This is a genomic window from Tolumonas auensis DSM 9187, from assembly GCF_000023065.1.
Lineage (GTDB): Bacteria > Pseudomonadota > Gammaproteobacteria > Enterobacterales > Aeromonadaceae > Tolumonas > Tolumonas auensis.
The window spans coordinates 2,379,356-2,395,134 of sequence record NC_012691.1; the positions used below are offsets into that span (position 1 = coordinate 2,379,356).

Genomic DNA, 15,779 nt, shown 5'->3' on the forward strand with positions numbered 1-15,779 from the left:
GTGGCCAATACGAAAACGCCTGTTCTCGTATGAAATAAATCAGGGCGCTTTGCGCCCTGACTGTTTGTCAATTTAGCCCATGCGATAGTTCGGGGCTTCTTTCGTAATCGTCACATCATGGACGTGGGATTCCTGGATCCCTGCACCACTGATCTTCACGAATTCTGCCTTGGTACGCAAGTCTTCTATTGTAGCACTACCTGTGAGGCCCATGGCAGAGCGTAAACCACCCATTTGTTGATGGATGATCTCTTTTAGCCAGCCTTTGTAAGGAACACGACCTTCGATACCTTCCGGAACCAGCTTGTCTGCTGCATTGTCAGTCTGGAAATAACGGTCAGAAGAACCTTTAGACATCGCGCCTAATGAACCCATACCACGGTAAGATTTAAATGAACGGCCCTGATACAGTTCAATTTCGCCTGGAGACTCTTCAGTACCCGCGAACATAGAACCTACCATTACCAGACTTGCACCCGCCGCGATAGATTTAGCGATATCGCCAGAGAAGCGGATACCACCGTCAGCGATGACCGGAATACCTGAACCTTCCAGTGCACCAGCAGCATCAGAGATAGCGGTGATTTGTGGCACACCACAACCGGTGACGATACGGGTTGTACAGATAGAGCCAGGGCCGATACCGACCTTAACAGCGCTCACACCCGCGTCAACCAAAGCTTCCGCACCTTTCGCAGTCGCCACGTTACCACCTACGATCTGCAGGTTTGGATATTCTTTACGTGTATCGCGAATACGATCCAGTACGCCTTGTGAATGACCATGTGAAGAATCAATCAACAGCACGTCAACACCCGCAGCAACCAGTGCAGCAACACGCTCTTCGTTACCAGCACCAGCACCAACGGCGGCACCTACGCGTAAACGACCCATTGCGTCTTTACACGCGTTCGGTTTGCTTTCTGCTTTCTGGAAATCTTTAACCGTGATCATACCGGTCAGTTTGAAATCATCGTTAACGATCAGCACTTTCTCGATGCGGTGTTTTTGCATCAAAGCCTGAACCACTTCACGGGATGCATTTTCATGCACAGTGACCAGACGCGCTTTTGGCGTCATCACTTCATGCACTTTCATGCTCAGGTCGGTCACAAAACGCACGTCACGACCCGTGATGATACCCATCAGTGAACCGTCAGTGTCTACAACTGGGAAGCCACCAAAACCGCTCATGAAAGTCAGCTCTTTGATCTGAGCAATAGTCATGTCTGGGCGAACGGTTACCGGATCAGTCACGATGCCACTTTCGAACTTTTTAACGCGACGAACTTTGTCCGCCTGCTGTTCGATAGACATGTTTTTATGGATGAAGCCGAGACCACCTTCCTGTGCCAGTGCAATCGCTAAGCGAGCACCAGTTACGGTATCCATTGCAGCGGAAGCCATAGGAATGTTCAGCACGATATCTTTTGTCAGATGAGTGCGCAGATCTGCGGTATTAGGAAGAACGATTGAATGAGCAGGGACTAACAGAACGTCGTCAAAAGTCAGTGCTTCTTTGGCTATGCGTAACATGGCAACATCTCACCGTTAATTAATGAAAGGGGGTGGGTAAAATATTGCAGCGAGATTTTAGGCACTTCATAGGGGTTGGTAAAGCAATTTTGCGTTTTAAATCACAATTTTTTTTACCACTGTCGCAGGTCGTTGTTATTATTAGCCTCTGATCCAGTGAATCAAGAGCGTTCCAGTGGCTATATCTCAACCAGTAATCTATACCGTCAGCCGGCTAAATAATGTGGTTCGGCTCCTTCTGGAACAGGAAATGGGGCTGGTCTGGCTGACCGCAGAAATATCCAATCTGGTACAGCACAGTTCAGGACACTGGTACTTCACCCTAAAAGATCAGCAGGCCCAAATCCGGGCCGCCATGTTTAAAGGGCAAAACCGTCGCGTCAGCTTCCGCCCGCAAAATGGCCAGCAAATACTCGTTCAGGGACAGCTTTCGCTCTATGAAGCCCGCGGCGATTACCAGCTGATCGTCGAGAAAATGCAGCCCGCCGGTGACGGTTTACTGCAGATGAAACTGGAAGCATTAAAAGCCCGGTTAATGGCGGAAGGTTTGTTTGATCCTCGCCGTAAACGCGCATTGCCAACCCAACCGAAACAGATCGGGATTATCACCTCCCCGACCGGTGCAGCCATTCACGATATGCTGACCATTCTGGCCCGGCGCGATCCGGCATTACCGGTGATCTTATATCCCAGCGCCGTACAGGGAGAGAGTGCAGTGCCGGCATTGCTGAATGCGCTGGAGACTGCCTGGCGACGCAATGAATGCGACTTGCTGATCATCGGCCGTGGCGGTGGCTCACTGGAAGATCTCTGGTGTTTTAATGATGAACTCGTAGTCAGAGCAATCGCTAACAGTCCGATCCCGATTGTCAGTGCGGTCGGACATGAAACAGATGTGACCTTGTCAGATTTTGCGGCTGATCTTCGCGCCCCAACCCCTTCTGCCGCTGCAGAATTAGTCAGCCGCGATCAACAGCAACAACTACACCGGTTAGCGCAATATCAGCATCGTCTGCAACAGGCGATACAGCTACGGCTACAGCAGCACCAAATAGCCTGGCAACAGCAATACGCCAGATTAAATACACAAAACCCCAGATATCAGTTACAGCAGAAAATACAAAAACAAGATGAATTACAATTTCGTCTGGAACGTGTAATGACACAAACGTTAGTGCAGGCAAACCAGCAGTGGATGTCTCAGCATCAGCGCCTGCAGCAGGTTTCGCCCAAACGGCAGCTCCCAAATCTGCAAAAACAGCATGCTTATCTGTATCAGCGTTTATTGAATGCAATGCAGAGCAAACAACAGGACAGCGCACAAACGCTATCCCGGCTGAGCGGCCAGTTACATGCATTAAGTCCACTGCAAGTGTTGGCCAGAGGCTATTCCGTCACTACCAATGCAAAAGGTGAGCTGATCCATAGCAGTCAGCAAGTGACTACCGGAGAAATGCTGAATGTTCAGCTACACCAGGGAACATTGAAGGTCAGAACTGAAGAAGTAAAATCTGAAAATTAATCTTTGGGTACCGCACGCGGGTGCCCGGCGTCATCGATAGCGACATACGTAAAAACGCCTTCGGTGACGCAGTAACGCTCATAACTTTCGGAACGCAGCAGCGGCTTGATCCAGACTTCTAAATGGACAGTCATCGAGGTTCTGCCGACGCGGGTACATTCACCGTGAACACACACCGCGTCCCCCACTTTCACTGGCTGATGAAAAGTCATGCCTTCAACCGCAACAGTCGCAATACGTCCCCTTGCAATTTCTGTCGCCAGCATGCCGCCAGCTAAATCCATCTGGGACATAATCCAGCCACCAAAGATATCGCCATTCTGATTAGTATCTGCAGGCATCGCCTGAGTACGGATAATCAGCTCGCCTTTCGGATGACGTTTAACGTTGTTCATTTTCAGCTCTTTTTGTAGGGAAAATGTTAAATATACTCAGCAAAAGTGCTTTTGACTATATTCATATGAATCACGGCAAATGCTCATTTTTACAATTTCGTAGCAATTTCCGTCACTTGCCCGAGTCTTATGCCAGCACCGGAAACATGTGTTTGATACCGGCAACCATAATTTCAATACCCAGCGACATCATGATCAACCCCATGATACGGGTCACCACGTTGATACCGGTACGTCCCATCAGGCGAAACAGCAAAGGTGCCGCACGGAATATCAGCCAGGATGAGAAGCAAAAAACCACGACAACCAGGCTCATGCCCAGCAATTGTTGTGCAGAATTGAATTGTGATGAATAAACAATGGTCGAACTGATTGCTCCGGGACCCGCCATCAGCGGTAATGCCAGCGGAACAACGGCAATTGATTCTTTCGCCAGAGTGTCACCTTTTTCTTCTTTATTGTGACGCACTTCGCCCAGTTTACCCTGCAGCATCGACCAGGCAATCAGCACAATCAGCGAACCACCCGCAATCCTGAATGATGCAATCGAAATATCAAACGCATCCAGGATGATCTGGCCGAAAAACATGGATACCCACAGGATCACCATAACGGCGAAATTAGCTGTCGTATTTGTCCGCAGCCGCTCCTGTGGTGTCTGCTGACTGGTCAGACTGACAAATACCGGCAGCAATCCCAACGGATTAATGATGGCGGTAAGACCAATAAAAAACTTCAGATAAACCGAAAAAGATAATGGATCCATAGTATGACAACAGGCTCAGATAAGTAGGAAATAAGTATGTCAGAAATTAGTGCCAAGAGTAGCTAAAACAGGATTTCTTCACCAGAGAGATAAATTTATGCCCATCACATTAAGGATTAGTTTTTTTTATCCGAATGCATTTTATTGTCATCAACGGAACACTAAGTCCGAATACAAACAAAACATGGTCAGTCCATATAAAAAACAGCTCAAATGGTGAGACCGGTATAGAATTTTACGCTTCAGATTTCAGTAAAAGATAGAAAGCAGCTCAGGAGGTATTCTGGATCATCGCCTTATCTGACGCGGGGTTGTGATGATTTGGTTACAAAAATGTCAAAAATTTTGTTTTGTAAATTTTGTAACCATTTAGTGACTATTGTTCTGTTGAACATGTCTCGTATTTCTGTTGAATATATCTCACAATCGCTTTCATAGAGTAAATTCAGACATAAATTACAGGGTCCGTTTACTAAAATTGATTTGGATCAAATTTTTACGCATTACCTACTTCTATAATCGACTACGAAAATTGTTTACTAAGTCACACTATAAATACAGCTGCTATAGTGATGTACGTGCCTTAATAAACCGTTTTTCAAACTCACTAGGAGAAATGTATGCCAGTAACCAACGTTGCTGAATTGGATGAACTGCTTGTCCGCGTTAAAAAAGCTCAACGCGAATTCGCAACTTTCAGCCAAGAACAGGTAGACAAAATCTTCCGCGCTGCTGCTCTGGCAGCAAACAATGCCCGTATTCCTCTGGCTCAGATGGCAGCAGCTGAATCAGGCATGGGTATCGTTGAAGATAAAGTGACTAAAAACCACTTCGCATCTGAGTACATTTACAACAAATACAAAGACGAAAAAACTTGTGGCATCCTGGAAGAAGACAAAACTTTCGGAACCATCACTATCGCTGAACCAATCGGTATCATCTGCGGTATCGTTCCAACTACCAACCCGACTTCTACTGCAATCTTCAAATCTCTGATTGCACTGAAAACTCGTAACGGTATCGTTTTCTCCCCGCACCCACGTGCTAAAAATTCTACTGCTGCTGCTGCACGTATCGTTCTGGATGCTGCTGTTGCTGCCGGTGCACCTGCTGACATCGTTGGCTGGATCGATACCCCATCTGTAGAAATGTCTAACTACCTGATGAAACACCAGGACATTAACCTGATCCTGGCTACTGGTGGTCCTGCGATGGTTAAAGCGGCTTACTCTTCAGGTAAACCAGCTATCGGTGTAGGCGCAGGTAACACTCCAGTTGTTATCGATGAAACTGCAGACATCAAACGTGCTGTAGCTTCTATCCTGTTGTCTAAAACTTTCGACAACGGCGTAGTTTGTGCTTCTGAACAGGCTGTTATCGTAGTTGATTCAGTTTATGACGCAGTGAAAGAGCGTTTCGCTTCTCACGGCGGCTATATCCTGAACAAAGATGAAGCTGACAAAGTTCGTAAAGTACTGCTGATCAACGGTGCCCTGAATGCGGCAATCGTAGGTCAACCAGCGACCAAAATCGCTGAACTGGCTGGCATCAAAGTTCCTTCTGACACCAAGATCCTGATCGGGGAAGGCGCTAAAATCTGCTACGAAGAAGAATTCGCTCACGAGAAACTGTCTCCATCACTGGGTATGTTCCGTGCTAAAGACTTCACTGAAGCTGTTGACTTCGCTTGCCAGATGGTTGATCTGGGCGGTATCGGTCATACTTCAGCTCTGTACACCGACCAGGACAAGAACGACGATCGCGTTCGTTACTTCGGTGACAAGATGAAGACTGCTCGTATCCTGATCAATACCCCTACTTCTCATGGTGGTATCGGTGACCTGTACAACTTTAACCTGGCTCCTTCTCTGACTCTGGGTTGTGGTTCATGGGGTGGTAACTCCATCTCTGAAAACGTAGGTCCAAAACATCTGATCAACAAGAAGACAGTAGCTAAGCGAGCAGAAAATATGCTGTGGCACAAACTTCCTAAATCAATTTACTTCCGTCGCGGTTCTCTGCCAATTGCACTGACTGACCTGGAAGGCAAAAAACGCGCAATGGTTGTTACCGACAGCTTCCTGTTCAACAACGGTTATGCTGACGAACTGGTTACCATCCTGAAAGACAAAGGCATGGAAGTAGAAGTATTCTACGAAGTGGCTGCAGACCCAACTCTGACCATCGTTAAGAAAGGTGCAGAGATGATGCGCTCTTTCAAACCAGACGTAATCCTGGCGCTGGGCGGTGGTTCACCAATGGACGCTGCGAAGATCATGTGGGTTATGTACGAGCACCCAGAAACTCATTTCGAAGAACTGGCAATGCGTTTCATGGACATCCGTAAACGTATCTACAAGTTCCCTAAAATGGGTATCAAAGCTGACCTGGTATGTATCACTACTACTTCCGGTACCGGTTCTGAAGTTACTCCATTCGCGGTAGTTACTGACGACCTGAACGGTGGCGTTAAATACCCACTGGCTGACTACGAGCTGACTCCAACCATGGCTATCGTTGATGCGAACCTGGTTATGAACATGCCTAAGTCACTGTGTGCGTTCGGTGGTGTTGATGCGGTAACTCACGCTGTTGAAGCTTATGTTTCTGTACTGGCTAACGAATACTCAGACGGTCAAGCTCTGCAAGCACTGAAACTGCTGAAAGAATACCTGCCAAGCAGCTACGCAAACGGTTCTAAAGACCCTGTTGCTCGTGAGAAAGTACACAACGCAGCTACCATCGCTGGTATCGCGTTCGCGAACTCCTTCCTGGGCGTGTGCCACTCTATGGCTCACAAACTGGGTGCTGAGTTCCACATTCCTCACGGTCTGGCTAACGCCCTGTTGATCGCTAACGTAATCCGTTACAACGCGAACGACAACCCAACTAAACAGACTGCGTTCTCTCAATACGACCGTCCACAAGCACGTCGTCGTTATTCAGAAATCGCTGATCACCTGGGTCTGACCGCTGCTGGCGACCGTACTGGTGTTAAAGTTGAAAAACTGCTGACTTGGTTGGAAGGCCTGAAAGCTGAGCTGGACATCCCTGCATCTATCCGTGATGCTGGCGTGAACGAAGCTGCGTTCCTGGCTAAAGTTGACCAACTGGCTGTTGAAGCGTTCGATGACCAATGTACTGGTGCTAACCCACGTTTCCCATTGATCTCTGAACTGAAACAACTGTTGCTGGACTCTTACTACGGCCGTGCTTATGCTCCAGAAGCAGTAACCGTTGGTGAAGAAGTCAAAGAAGCTAAAAAAGACGAAGGCAAAAAGAAAAAATAATTTCTGATGCTGTTATCCCTGTCGGCTGAGCTGATAGGGATAACTAAAGTCAAAGCTTTATAAAAAAGCCTTCATATATTGAAGGCTTTTTTTATTTCTGCACTGTTGCCTGTGTTACCAGACTATTTTTTGCAATACCCCTGCTGCTGCAGATAGCCCAGCATGAATGGTCGCGCTTCCTTACTTAGAATGCTACGGATCTGGCTCGTCCAGCTCTGATCCTTGTTGTTACTGCCGCGAGACGCATAATAAGTGCGCATCTCATCATCATATTGTTCCAGTAATGCCCTATCCACAGGCTGATACTGATTTTCATATACAACCAGTCCACGCGGTAATCTCGGTTTTACTTGCGGGTCTTGTGCCGGATAGCCCAGACATAAGCCAAACAACGGAATAACTAGCTCGGGTAAACCGAGTAACTGACCAATTTCTGCAGGATGATTCCGTACTGCGCCAATATATACGCCACCCAGGCCAAGCGATTCTGCTGCCAACAGCGCATTTTGTCCCATCATGGCTGCATCAGTCGCCCCTATTAATAACTGTTCAACAAAGCCTGTTTTTGCTTCCGGAACAATCTGGACATGACGGTTAAAATCAGCACAGAAGAGTAAGAATTCGGCCGCACTGGCAATATAAGACTGTTCAGCAGCCAGACGCATAATCTGTTCACGCAAAGCTTTATCAGTAATACGGATAACAGATACTGCCTGCAGAAAACTGGAACTCGGTGCCTGCTGTGCCGCGGCCAGGATGGCATCTAACTGTTCAGAGGATATAGGCTGCTCAGTATAAGCTCTGATAGAACGATGACCTTTGATTTGATCTATAATTGATTTCACACATATCTCCTTCAATCATTAGCTGTGCAATAATAGGCAATATCTCCTTTGCCTTATATTACCGGAGATATACATATCAGTTAAACCGAACAATCACTTCGTTTTTTCCTGCTAACCGCGATAAGATCAGACTGTTAGACTCTGCAGCGGTTTAATTATTTTTATTGGTCACTTTTTACTGGATAACACTATGTTTGAATGGATGGTCGATCCTTCAGCGTGGGTAGCTCTGGCTACCTTAACACTGCTGGAAATCGTATTAGGTATAGACAACATCATTTTTATTTCCATTCTGGTCTCCAAACTGCCACCAGAACAACGCCAGCGCGGCCGTGTCTTTGGTCTGGCAGGTGCAATGGGAACCCGTATTCTGTTATTGCTTTCTCTGGCCTGGGTGATGCGTCTGACGAACCCTATGTTTACTGTGATGGACGAAGCGATTTCCGGACGCGATTTGATCCTGATTATCGGTGGTCTGTTCCTGATCTGGAAAAGTACCCACGAAATACATTCCAGTATGGAAGGCAGTTCTGAAGAACATCATGAGAACAAAAAACAGGTTAGCTTTCTGTCCACGCTAGTTCAGATCGCCATTCTGGATATCGTATTCAGTCTGGATTCTGTAATTACCGCAGTTGGTATGGCCGATCATGTGCCTGTGATGGTGCTGGCTATCGTGATTGCCGTAGGCATCATGATGTTTGCAGCCAAGCCCATCGGCGACTTTGTCGATACCAATCCTACGCTGAAAATACTGGCGTTGGCATTCTTGATCATGGTTGGTATGGCTCTGATTGCGGAAGGTTTCGATCTGCATATATCGAAAGGCTACATCTACACCGCCATGGCGTTCTCACTGATTGTTGAAATGCTCAATATCAGAATGCGCAAAGGTATGGAAAAGCCACTTCATCTGCATAAAACGTTTGAAGAAGAGAATCAATAATATTTTCGGATGTTATACAGATGAAAACAAAAAGACCGCCAATTGGCGGTCTTTTCAGCTCGGTTAACGAATAAAGTCTTTCGTTTATTTAAGCTTTGGCGTTTCCGTTACCACATCAAAATTTTGCGCACGATGGCGAAGCAGATGATCCATCAGCACCAGCGCCAGCATGGCTTCAGCAATAGGAACAGCACGGATACCGACGCAAGGATCATGACGACCACGCGTTACCATCTCAGCCGGATTACCCTGCTTATCAATAGTTTCACCCGGTACCATGATGCTGGAGGTCGGTTTCAGCGCCAACCCGACCACAATTTCCTGCCCGCTGGAGATTCCGCCCAAAATGCCACCAGCATGATTACTCAGGAAACCATCCGGACGCATAGGGTCCCGGTGTTCAGAGCCATGCTGCTCAACAACAGCAAAACCATCGCCCACTTCGACACCTTTAACCGCATTGATACCCATCATTGCATGTGCAATTTCAGCATCTAAACGATCAAAAACCGGTTCACCCAAACCAACAGGAACGCCGGTCGCGATTACTTTTAATTTAGCGCCGATAGAATCGCCCTGTTTCTTCAGATCCCGCATATAGGCATCAAGCTCATCCAGTTTGTCCGGATCAGCAAAAAAGAACGGGTTATTTTCAATAATCGATTTATCGAATCGTTCAGCCTTGATTGGTCCGAGTTGTTCCAGATAGCCAAAAATCTCGATGCCGCAATGTTCTTTCAGATACTTTTTCGCAATGGCACCGGCAGCAACACGCATTGCTGTTTCACGTGCAGAGGAACGGCCACCACCACGATAGTCGCGGATACCATATTTCTGATGATAGGTATAATCAGCATGTCCCGGACGGAACAGATCTTTGATATCTGAATAATCCTTAGAACGCTGATCCGTATTCTCAATCAGCAAACCAATGGAAGTCCCGGTCGTTTTCCCTTCGAACACCCCAGATAAGATTTTCACCTCATCATCTTCACGGCGTTGTGTAGTGAAACGGGATGTCCCCGGTTTACGACGATCCAGGTCACCCTGTAAATCAGCTTCCGTTAATTCCATACCAGGAGGACAGCCGTCCACAATCGCCCCTAAAGCCAGCCCGTGGCTTTCACCGAAGGTTGTGACCCGAAATAATTGTCCGAAAGTATTGCCTGCCATAATGTCCCTAACTCAATGCTTGTGTGAATAACGGTTGATACTGATCCAGTTGTGCTTTTGTCAGTACAAAGACGCCATCGCCACCCTGTTCAAATTTAATCCATTCAAATTCGACTTCCGGAAACAGTGCAGCCAAATGCACCATACTGTTTCCTACTTCTACAACCAGCACACCATTCTCTTTCAGCAGCTCGCCTGCCTCTGCCAGAATTCTGCGTACCAGATCCAAGCCATCATCACCGGCGGCTAATGCCATTTCTGGTTCATGATGAAACTCTTCCGGCAGATCAGACATATCTTCCACATCTACATACGGTGGATTCGATACAATCAGATCATATTTGTCACCGGCAGGCAGCGCATCAAACAGATCGGAACAGATAGGAATAACCTGCCCCAGCATGCCATGCATCTCAATATTCATTTCACAAACAGCCAGTGCATCCTCTGACAGATCCAGCGCATCCACTTCAGCAGCCGGGAAAGTATGCGCCATAGCAATCGCAATACAGCCTGAGCCGGTGCACAGATCCATGATCCGGGTCGGCTCATGCTGTAACCACGGTGTAAAACGCTTGTGAATAAGCTCGGCAATTGGTGAGCGCGGAATCAGAACCCGCTCATCAACGTAGAATTCCATACCGGCAAACCAGGCCTTATTCGTCAGATAGGGTGCCGGAACCCGCTGTTCAATGCGTTGCTGGATAAGACCAGCTAAATGTGATCGCTCTGTACGGGTTAAACGCGACTGACGCAGATCGCTGTCAATCACCGGAGGTAAATCTAATGCGGGTAATAACAATTGAATTGCTTCATCCCAACTATTATCAGTACCATGGCCATAAAATAAACCCGCAGCATTAAACTGACTGACAGCCCAACGCAGCATATCATTGAGGGTTCTGAATTCGTCGATGACCTCATCAACATTGATATTATCCAAATGCGCCTCCGGTTGATCCGGTTGTCGCGTTAAACTGCACACTGCTGTTTAGTATATCAGGCACGACTAACCGAATTATGAGCAAAAAAAATACACTGGATGACCAGGATGTCAGCCTCTTTCGAGAGGCTATCGCAGGTGCCCGGCCAATAAAGCAGGATACCATACGTTTGCATTCTCCGGCGATCAAGCAGAAAGCACAAATCCGCGAAATTCGTGAAACGCAGCAGGCACTGCACTACTTTTCGGATGAATATGAACCACTGCTGAACCAGGATGGGCCGGTAAAATACTGTCGCGCCGACGTTTCAACCTATGAGGTGAAAAAACTACGTCGCGGTGATTATATTCCCGACATGATGCTGGATTTACATGGACTGACACAACAGCAGGCCAAATCAGAACTGGCGGCATTAATTGAAGCTTGCCGGCGCCAGCACATTCGTTGTGCCTGTGTTATGCATGGTCATGGTAAGAATATACTGAAACAGAGGATCCCGTTATGGCTGGCACAACATCCTGACGTGATGGCATTTCACCAGGCACCGAAGCTCTGGGGCGGTGATGCAGCTATACTCGTGCTCATAGAGCAAAACATCTGAACAACATACTGTCTTTGCAGAAATCAGCCGGTCAGGCTGCTTTTTTTGTGATCTCTGCAATTTTATGATTTAGTTCCTGTACTGTTGCCCGATGCACCTGATCCGCTTCGGGCGGCATCACAACTTTGCCATTTTCGAATTCATACCCACCACGGCCATGAATATATAATCGGCCACGAAAAAAAGTTCTGACATATTTGGCAATTAATGCCGGAAAGTATTTTTTAAAAATGCGCACAGTCCATCTCCGTATCGCAATTCACCCTCTGTACTAAGTATAGTCGGGGCTGCAATACCCCATTTCAATCAGCAGGTTGATGCGAATTTCTAAAATTAGAGACTATGCACAATTCAAAAATTATTAACGGAACGTATGCGGGCCTTCTAACCAGTCTAACCGGCCGTTTCCATCCTGAAGCGTCACACCAGCCATGCCCGATGTTACAAACATCGGCGGCACTGCATTAGCACACAAATCGTTAACAATATAACCAACCAAAGGTAAATGACTGATAATTAAAATATAATCATCATCAAGAGCCCGTAAGTAATCAGTTACCGCTTCAACCCGGCCATAGGGTACAAGGTCCTGAATTTCTTCAACCTGAGCGGGTACAGGTAAACATGGGCGAATAGCTTCCCATGTCTGCTGTGCCCGTAAGAACGGGCTTACCAACACACGATCAAGGCGAGGTAACTCCGCGGACACCCATTCAGCCATTTTTACCGACTGTTTACGGCCTTTATCCGTTAACGGACGCAGATCATCACGCCCGGCTTCGTGAGCAGCTTCACCATGACGCATTACAATAATTTTCATTAAGTCAGCCTTTAATGTCCTTATTGACTAAATACTACTGCCTTCAGATCAGGGAAACAATCAACAAGTTATGAAACGGTTTGCACCTTCTTAAAATAACGGCCGATAATATAAGAATAATTATCAGACGGCAGATCTTATGCAGATATACCGAGCACCAGATGACAGATGTGATTACCGCTATCTCGGGTTATCAAATGGATTACGCGTTTTATTGATTCATGATCCGGTTGCGGAGCGATCAGCTGCATCAATGGCGGTCGAATGCGGTCATTTTTCCGATCCGCCTCAGCGTCAGGGAATGGCACATTTTCTGGAGCATATGCTGTTTCTTGGCACCGAATCATTCCCTCATCCCGGTGAATACCAGGCTTTTATCGCACAGCATGGCGGCAATCATAATGCCTGGACAGGCACAGAACACTCCAATTATTTCTTTGATATATCGACTGAGTTTTTCGGCGCAGCACTGCATCGCTTTTCACAGTTTTTTATTAACCCGACGTTTAATGCTGAACTCGTAGAACGTGAACGACACGCTATCGACTCTGAATACCGGCTGAAAATCAGCGATGATGTCCGCCGTAGTTATCAGGTACATAAGGAAACCGTAAATCCGGCGCATCCGTTCAGTAAGTTTTCCGTCGGAAATCTGGAAACGCTGCATGAGAATCCGGGAGAATCACTGCGGGAAGAAGTAAAAGCATTTTTTGAACAGCACTACAGTGCAGATCGGATGACGCTGGTTTTACAATCCGACTGGTCACTTGCTGATCAGGAAACTGCGATACGACAATTCTTTTCTGCTGTTATCTGCCGTCCGTCACTCCCTGCCACAACGATATCCGCGCCGTTATACCGGGAGCAGGATCTCCGGCTCAGAATTCAAATCAGACCGCTCAAAGAGTTACGCCGGTTATCCGTAAGTTTCGCCCTACCCAATGTCGATGCTGATTATCCAACCAAGCCATTAACTTACATCAGCCATTTGCTGGGTTATGAAGGTAAAGGCAGTCTGTTTGGCTATATGAAACGGCAAGGTTGGATTAGCGCATTGTCTGCCGGAGGTGGTATCGGTGGCTCCAATTTCCGGGATTTTCAGGTTAATTTCTCGCTCACGCCCAAAGGGCTGGAGCATGAAACCTCGATCATAGAACATCTGTTCAGCTTTCTGCGCTTGCTCACTGAACAAGGTATGGATGACTGGAGGTATGAAGAAAAAGCGACTTTGCTGAAAACGATGTATCTGGTGCAGGAACACTCCCGCCCTTTAGATAATGTCTCGCATCTGTCGATGAATCTGTTCCATTATGCCCCGGAGGATGTGATCAGAGGCGATTATCTGATGACCGGGCTTGATGCTGCACAAATCCGGGAGATGCTGCGTTTCATGACGCCGGATAATATGCGGATCACGCTGATAGCGCCGGAAACAGAAACAGACAAGATTGCTGCCTGGTATGACACACCTTATCGAGTCGAGCCAATCGAAACAGCCTGGCTGAATATCTGGCGTAACGCCGCATTACCCGACGCCAAACGTTACAGACTGCCGGAACCAAATTCATTTCTTCCGGATCGGTTTACCGTGCGCCCGAATGCAGAACCACAATCGATCCCGCACCGCTTGATCCATCGGGCCGGACTGCGAGTCTGGCATCTGCAGGATGATTCTTTTGCCACACCGAAAGCCAGTTTATTCATCGCCGTAGACAGCGAGCATGCCGTACAGTCCCCCTATCACATTGCGATGACCAGGCTGATGGTTGATCTGCTGCTTGATCATCTGAATGAATTCACTTATCCCGCCGAAATTGCCGGACTGAATTACAATATTTATGCTCATCAGGGTGGTTTTACCATACAGCTCAGTGGCTTCAGCTGCCGTTTGTATCACCTGCTTGAACTATTGCTGAAAAACCGCACCGCAGGACATTATGAACCGGAACGCTTCTATTCGATCCGGGAACAATTATTACGTCACTGGCGTAATCAGAACAAAGGCCGGCCGATAGCCCATTTATTCAGTCAGCTGACAAGTTTGTTACAACCCAATAATCCTCCGGTTGAAGCATTACTTTCCCATTTAGAGAACGTCACACCGTCTGAATTACCCCAATTCATGCGACGTCTGTTTCAGGCGGTACATCTGGAGGTACTGGCGCATGGCGATATTCAGGAAGATGAAGTCCGCCAGATTGCCGGTCTTCTGGAGCGGGAAATTACACCGAATAGCCTGCCCAGCAGAGAGACCCGTCGTCGTTTAGTCGATATTCGTAATGCCGGTACGTTGCTCTATGAATGCCCATGTCCGCATAATGACTCGGCACTGCTGCTGTATTATCAGTCACCGGAGAAAGATGCGAACAGCATTGCCTGCTATACGCTGGCCAACCACATTATGTCTTCACCTTTCTTCCACGATTTACGAACCCAGCAACAGCTTGGCTATGTCGTCGGAACAGGCAATCTACCCCTGAACCGGCATCCGGGACTGGTATTTTATGTTCAGTCTCCGGTCATGGCACCTGATGGTTTGCTGGCTGCAATAGAGTTATTTATTGATGCCTTCCATATGCAATTACTAGAAATGAATGAGCAAACCTGGCAAAGCAACAAACAGGGACTGATCAGTCAACTGACCGAAGCAGATGCCAACTTACGTGCCCGCAGTCAGCGATTATGGGGAAGTATTGGCAGCCGTGATTTCTCTTTCCGCCAGAGAGAACAGGTAGCCATAAAACTCGAACAACTTTCACGGGCGGATTTTATTCGTTTTGTCCGTTCATTAGGTTCATCACAAGCTGACAGAGTCGTGCTCTATAGTCAGGGAGATGCGCATCAGGGAGACACCAGCGGGATTGAAGGTGTCCATATCGATTATTTAGCAGAGTTTCAGCAGACATCCGCACAGTTTCAGTCTATCTGAGCTGTGCTGATG

Annotated in this window: 13 protein-coding genes; 5 read left to right on the forward strand and 8 right to left on the reverse strand. The window is 47.3% G+C overall.

Going from position 1 to position 15,779, the window contains the following annotated elements:
• Positions 1 to 72: 72 nt before the first annotated feature.
• Complete coding sequence (gene guaB / locus TOLA_RS11030; protein WP_015879239.1) at positions 73 to 1,536, reverse strand: IMP dehydrogenase; 1,464 nt, start codon at positions 1,534 to 1,536, stop codon at positions 73 to 75.
• Between the two features lie 175 nt (positions 1,537 to 1,711).
• Between guaB and xseA the strand changes: the two genes are divergently transcribed.
• Positions 1,712 to 3,058, forward strand: coding sequence for an exodeoxyribonuclease VII large subunit (xseA, locus tag TOLA_RS11035; RefSeq protein WP_015879240.1), 1,347 nt, complete (start codon positions 1,712 to 1,714; stop codon positions 3,056 to 3,058).
• Here xseA and yciA read toward each other — a convergent pair.
• Both yciA and TOLA_RS11045 read right to left on the reverse strand, forming a co-directional pair.
• Positions 3,055 to 3,453, reverse strand: a complete 399-nt coding sequence (gene yciA / locus TOLA_RS11040; RefSeq protein WP_015879241.1) for an acyl-CoA thioester hydrolase YciA — start codon at positions 3,451 to 3,453, stop codon at positions 3,055 to 3,057. The two genes, xseA and yciA, sit on opposite strands and share 4 nt — an antisense overlap.
• A 127-nt stretch (positions 3,454 to 3,580) precedes the next feature.
• Positions 3,581 to 4,219: a YchE family NAAT transporter gene (locus TOLA_RS11045; protein ID WP_015879242.1), complete on the reverse strand. Its 639-nt coding sequence runs from the start codon at positions 4,217 to 4,219 to the stop codon at positions 3,581 to 3,583.
• A 620-nt stretch (positions 4,220 to 4,839) separates the two neighbouring features.
• On the opposite strand from TOLA_RS11045, the gene adhE reads away from it, so the two are divergent.
• Positions 4,840 to 7,509, forward strand: a complete 2,670-nt coding sequence (adhE, locus tag TOLA_RS11050) for a bifunctional acetaldehyde-CoA/alcohol dehydrogenase (RefSeq protein WP_015879243.1) — start codon at positions 4,840 to 4,842, stop codon at positions 7,507 to 7,509.
• Positions 7,510 to 7,631: 122 nt separating this feature from the next.
• On the opposite strand, the gene nfsA is transcribed toward adhE, so the two are convergent.
• The gene (gene nfsA / locus TOLA_RS11055; RefSeq protein ID WP_015879244.1) at positions 7,632 to 8,354 is read right to left on the reverse strand and encodes an oxygen-insensitive NADPH nitroreductase; all 723 of its coding nucleotides are present in this window, start codon (positions 8,352 to 8,354) and stop codon (positions 7,632 to 7,634) included.
• 190 nt (positions 8,355 to 8,544) lie between these two features.
• Here nfsA and TOLA_RS11060 point away from each other — a divergent pair, with 190 nt between their 5' ends.
• Entirely contained in the window at positions 8,545 to 9,300 is a 756-nt protein-coding gene (locus TOLA_RS11060; RefSeq protein WP_015879245.1) for a TerC family protein, read from the forward strand.
• 84 nt (positions 9,301 to 9,384) lie between these two features.
• Here the strand turns inward: TOLA_RS11060 and aroC are convergent, their stop codons facing one another.
• Together aroC and prmB are read right to left on the reverse strand one after the other, a co-directional pair.
• Entirely contained in the window at positions 9,385 to 10,473 is a 1,089-nt protein-coding gene (aroC, locus tag TOLA_RS11065; RefSeq protein WP_015879246.1) for a chorismate synthase, read from the reverse strand.
• Positions 10,474 to 10,480: 7 nt separating this feature from the next.
• A complete protein-coding gene (gene prmB, locus TOLA_RS11070; protein ID WP_015879247.1) occupies positions 10,481 to 11,416 on the reverse strand; it encodes a 50S ribosomal protein L3 N(5)-glutamine methyltransferase in 936 nt (311 codons plus the stop codon).
• Positions 11,417 to 11,493: 77 nt separating this feature from the next.
• Here prmB and smrB point away from each other — a divergent pair, with 77 nt between their 5' ends.
• Entirely contained in the window at positions 11,494 to 12,018 is a 525-nt protein-coding gene (gene smrB / locus TOLA_RS11075) for an endonuclease SmrB (protein ID WP_015879248.1), read from the forward strand.
• 31 nt (positions 12,019 to 12,049) lie between these two features.
• Here smrB and TOLA_RS11080 read toward each other — a convergent pair whose 3' ends face one another.
• Both TOLA_RS11080 and sixA read right to left on the reverse strand, forming a co-directional pair.
• The gene (locus tag TOLA_RS11080) at positions 12,050 to 12,256 is read right to left on the reverse strand and encodes a DUF1107 domain-containing protein (protein WP_015879249.1); all 207 of its coding nucleotides are present in this window, start codon (positions 12,254 to 12,256) and stop codon (positions 12,050 to 12,052) included.
• Positions 12,257 to 12,379: 123 nt separating this feature from the next.
• Positions 12,380 to 12,838, reverse strand: a complete 459-nt coding sequence (sixA, locus tag TOLA_RS11085; protein WP_015879250.1) for a phosphohistidine phosphatase SixA — start codon at positions 12,836 to 12,838, stop codon at positions 12,380 to 12,382.
• A 139-nt stretch (positions 12,839 to 12,977) separates the two neighbouring features.
• Here sixA and TOLA_RS11090 point away from each other — a divergent pair, with 139 nt between their 5' ends.
• Complete coding sequence (locus TOLA_RS11090) at positions 12,978 to 15,767, forward strand: insulinase family protein (protein WP_015879251.1); 2,790 nt, start codon at positions 12,978 to 12,980, stop codon at positions 15,765 to 15,767.
• Positions 15,768 to 15,779 lie beyond the last annotated feature (12 nt).

Bases quoted from the DNA above. Each gene is read 5' to 3' on its own strand.
- guaB (WP_015879239.1), bottom strand. From the start codon at position 1,536: ATGTTACGCATAGCCAAAGAAGCACTGACTTTTGACGACGTTCTGTTA.
- adhE (WP_015879243.1), top strand. From the start codon at position 4,840: ATGCCAGTAACCAACGTTGCTGAATTGGATGAACTGCTTGTCCGCGTT.
- sixA (WP_015879250.1), bottom strand. From the start codon at position 12,838: ATGAAAATTATTGTAATGCGTCATGGTGAAGCTGCTCACGAAGCCGGG.
- aroC (WP_015879246.1), bottom strand. From the start codon at position 10,473: ATGGCAGGCAATACTTTCGGACAATTATTTCGGGTCACAACCTTCGGT.
- yciA (WP_015879241.1), bottom strand. From the start codon at position 3,453: ATGAACAACGTTAAACGTCATCCGAAAGGCGAGCTGATTATCCGTACT.
- TOLA_RS11090 (WP_015879251.1), top strand. From the start codon at position 12,978: ATGCAGATATACCGAGCACCAGATGACAGATGTGATTACCGCTATCTC.
- TOLA_RS11060 (WP_015879245.1), top strand. From the start codon at position 8,545: ATGTTTGAATGGATGGTCGATCCTTCAGCGTGGGTAGCTCTGGCTACC.
- smrB (WP_015879248.1), top strand. From the start codon at position 11,494: ATGAGCAAAAAAAATACACTGGATGACCAGGATGTCAGCCTCTTTCGA.
- TOLA_RS11045 (WP_015879242.1), bottom strand. From the start codon at position 4,219: ATGGATCCATTATCTTTTTCGGTTTATCTGAAGTTTTTTATTGGTCTT.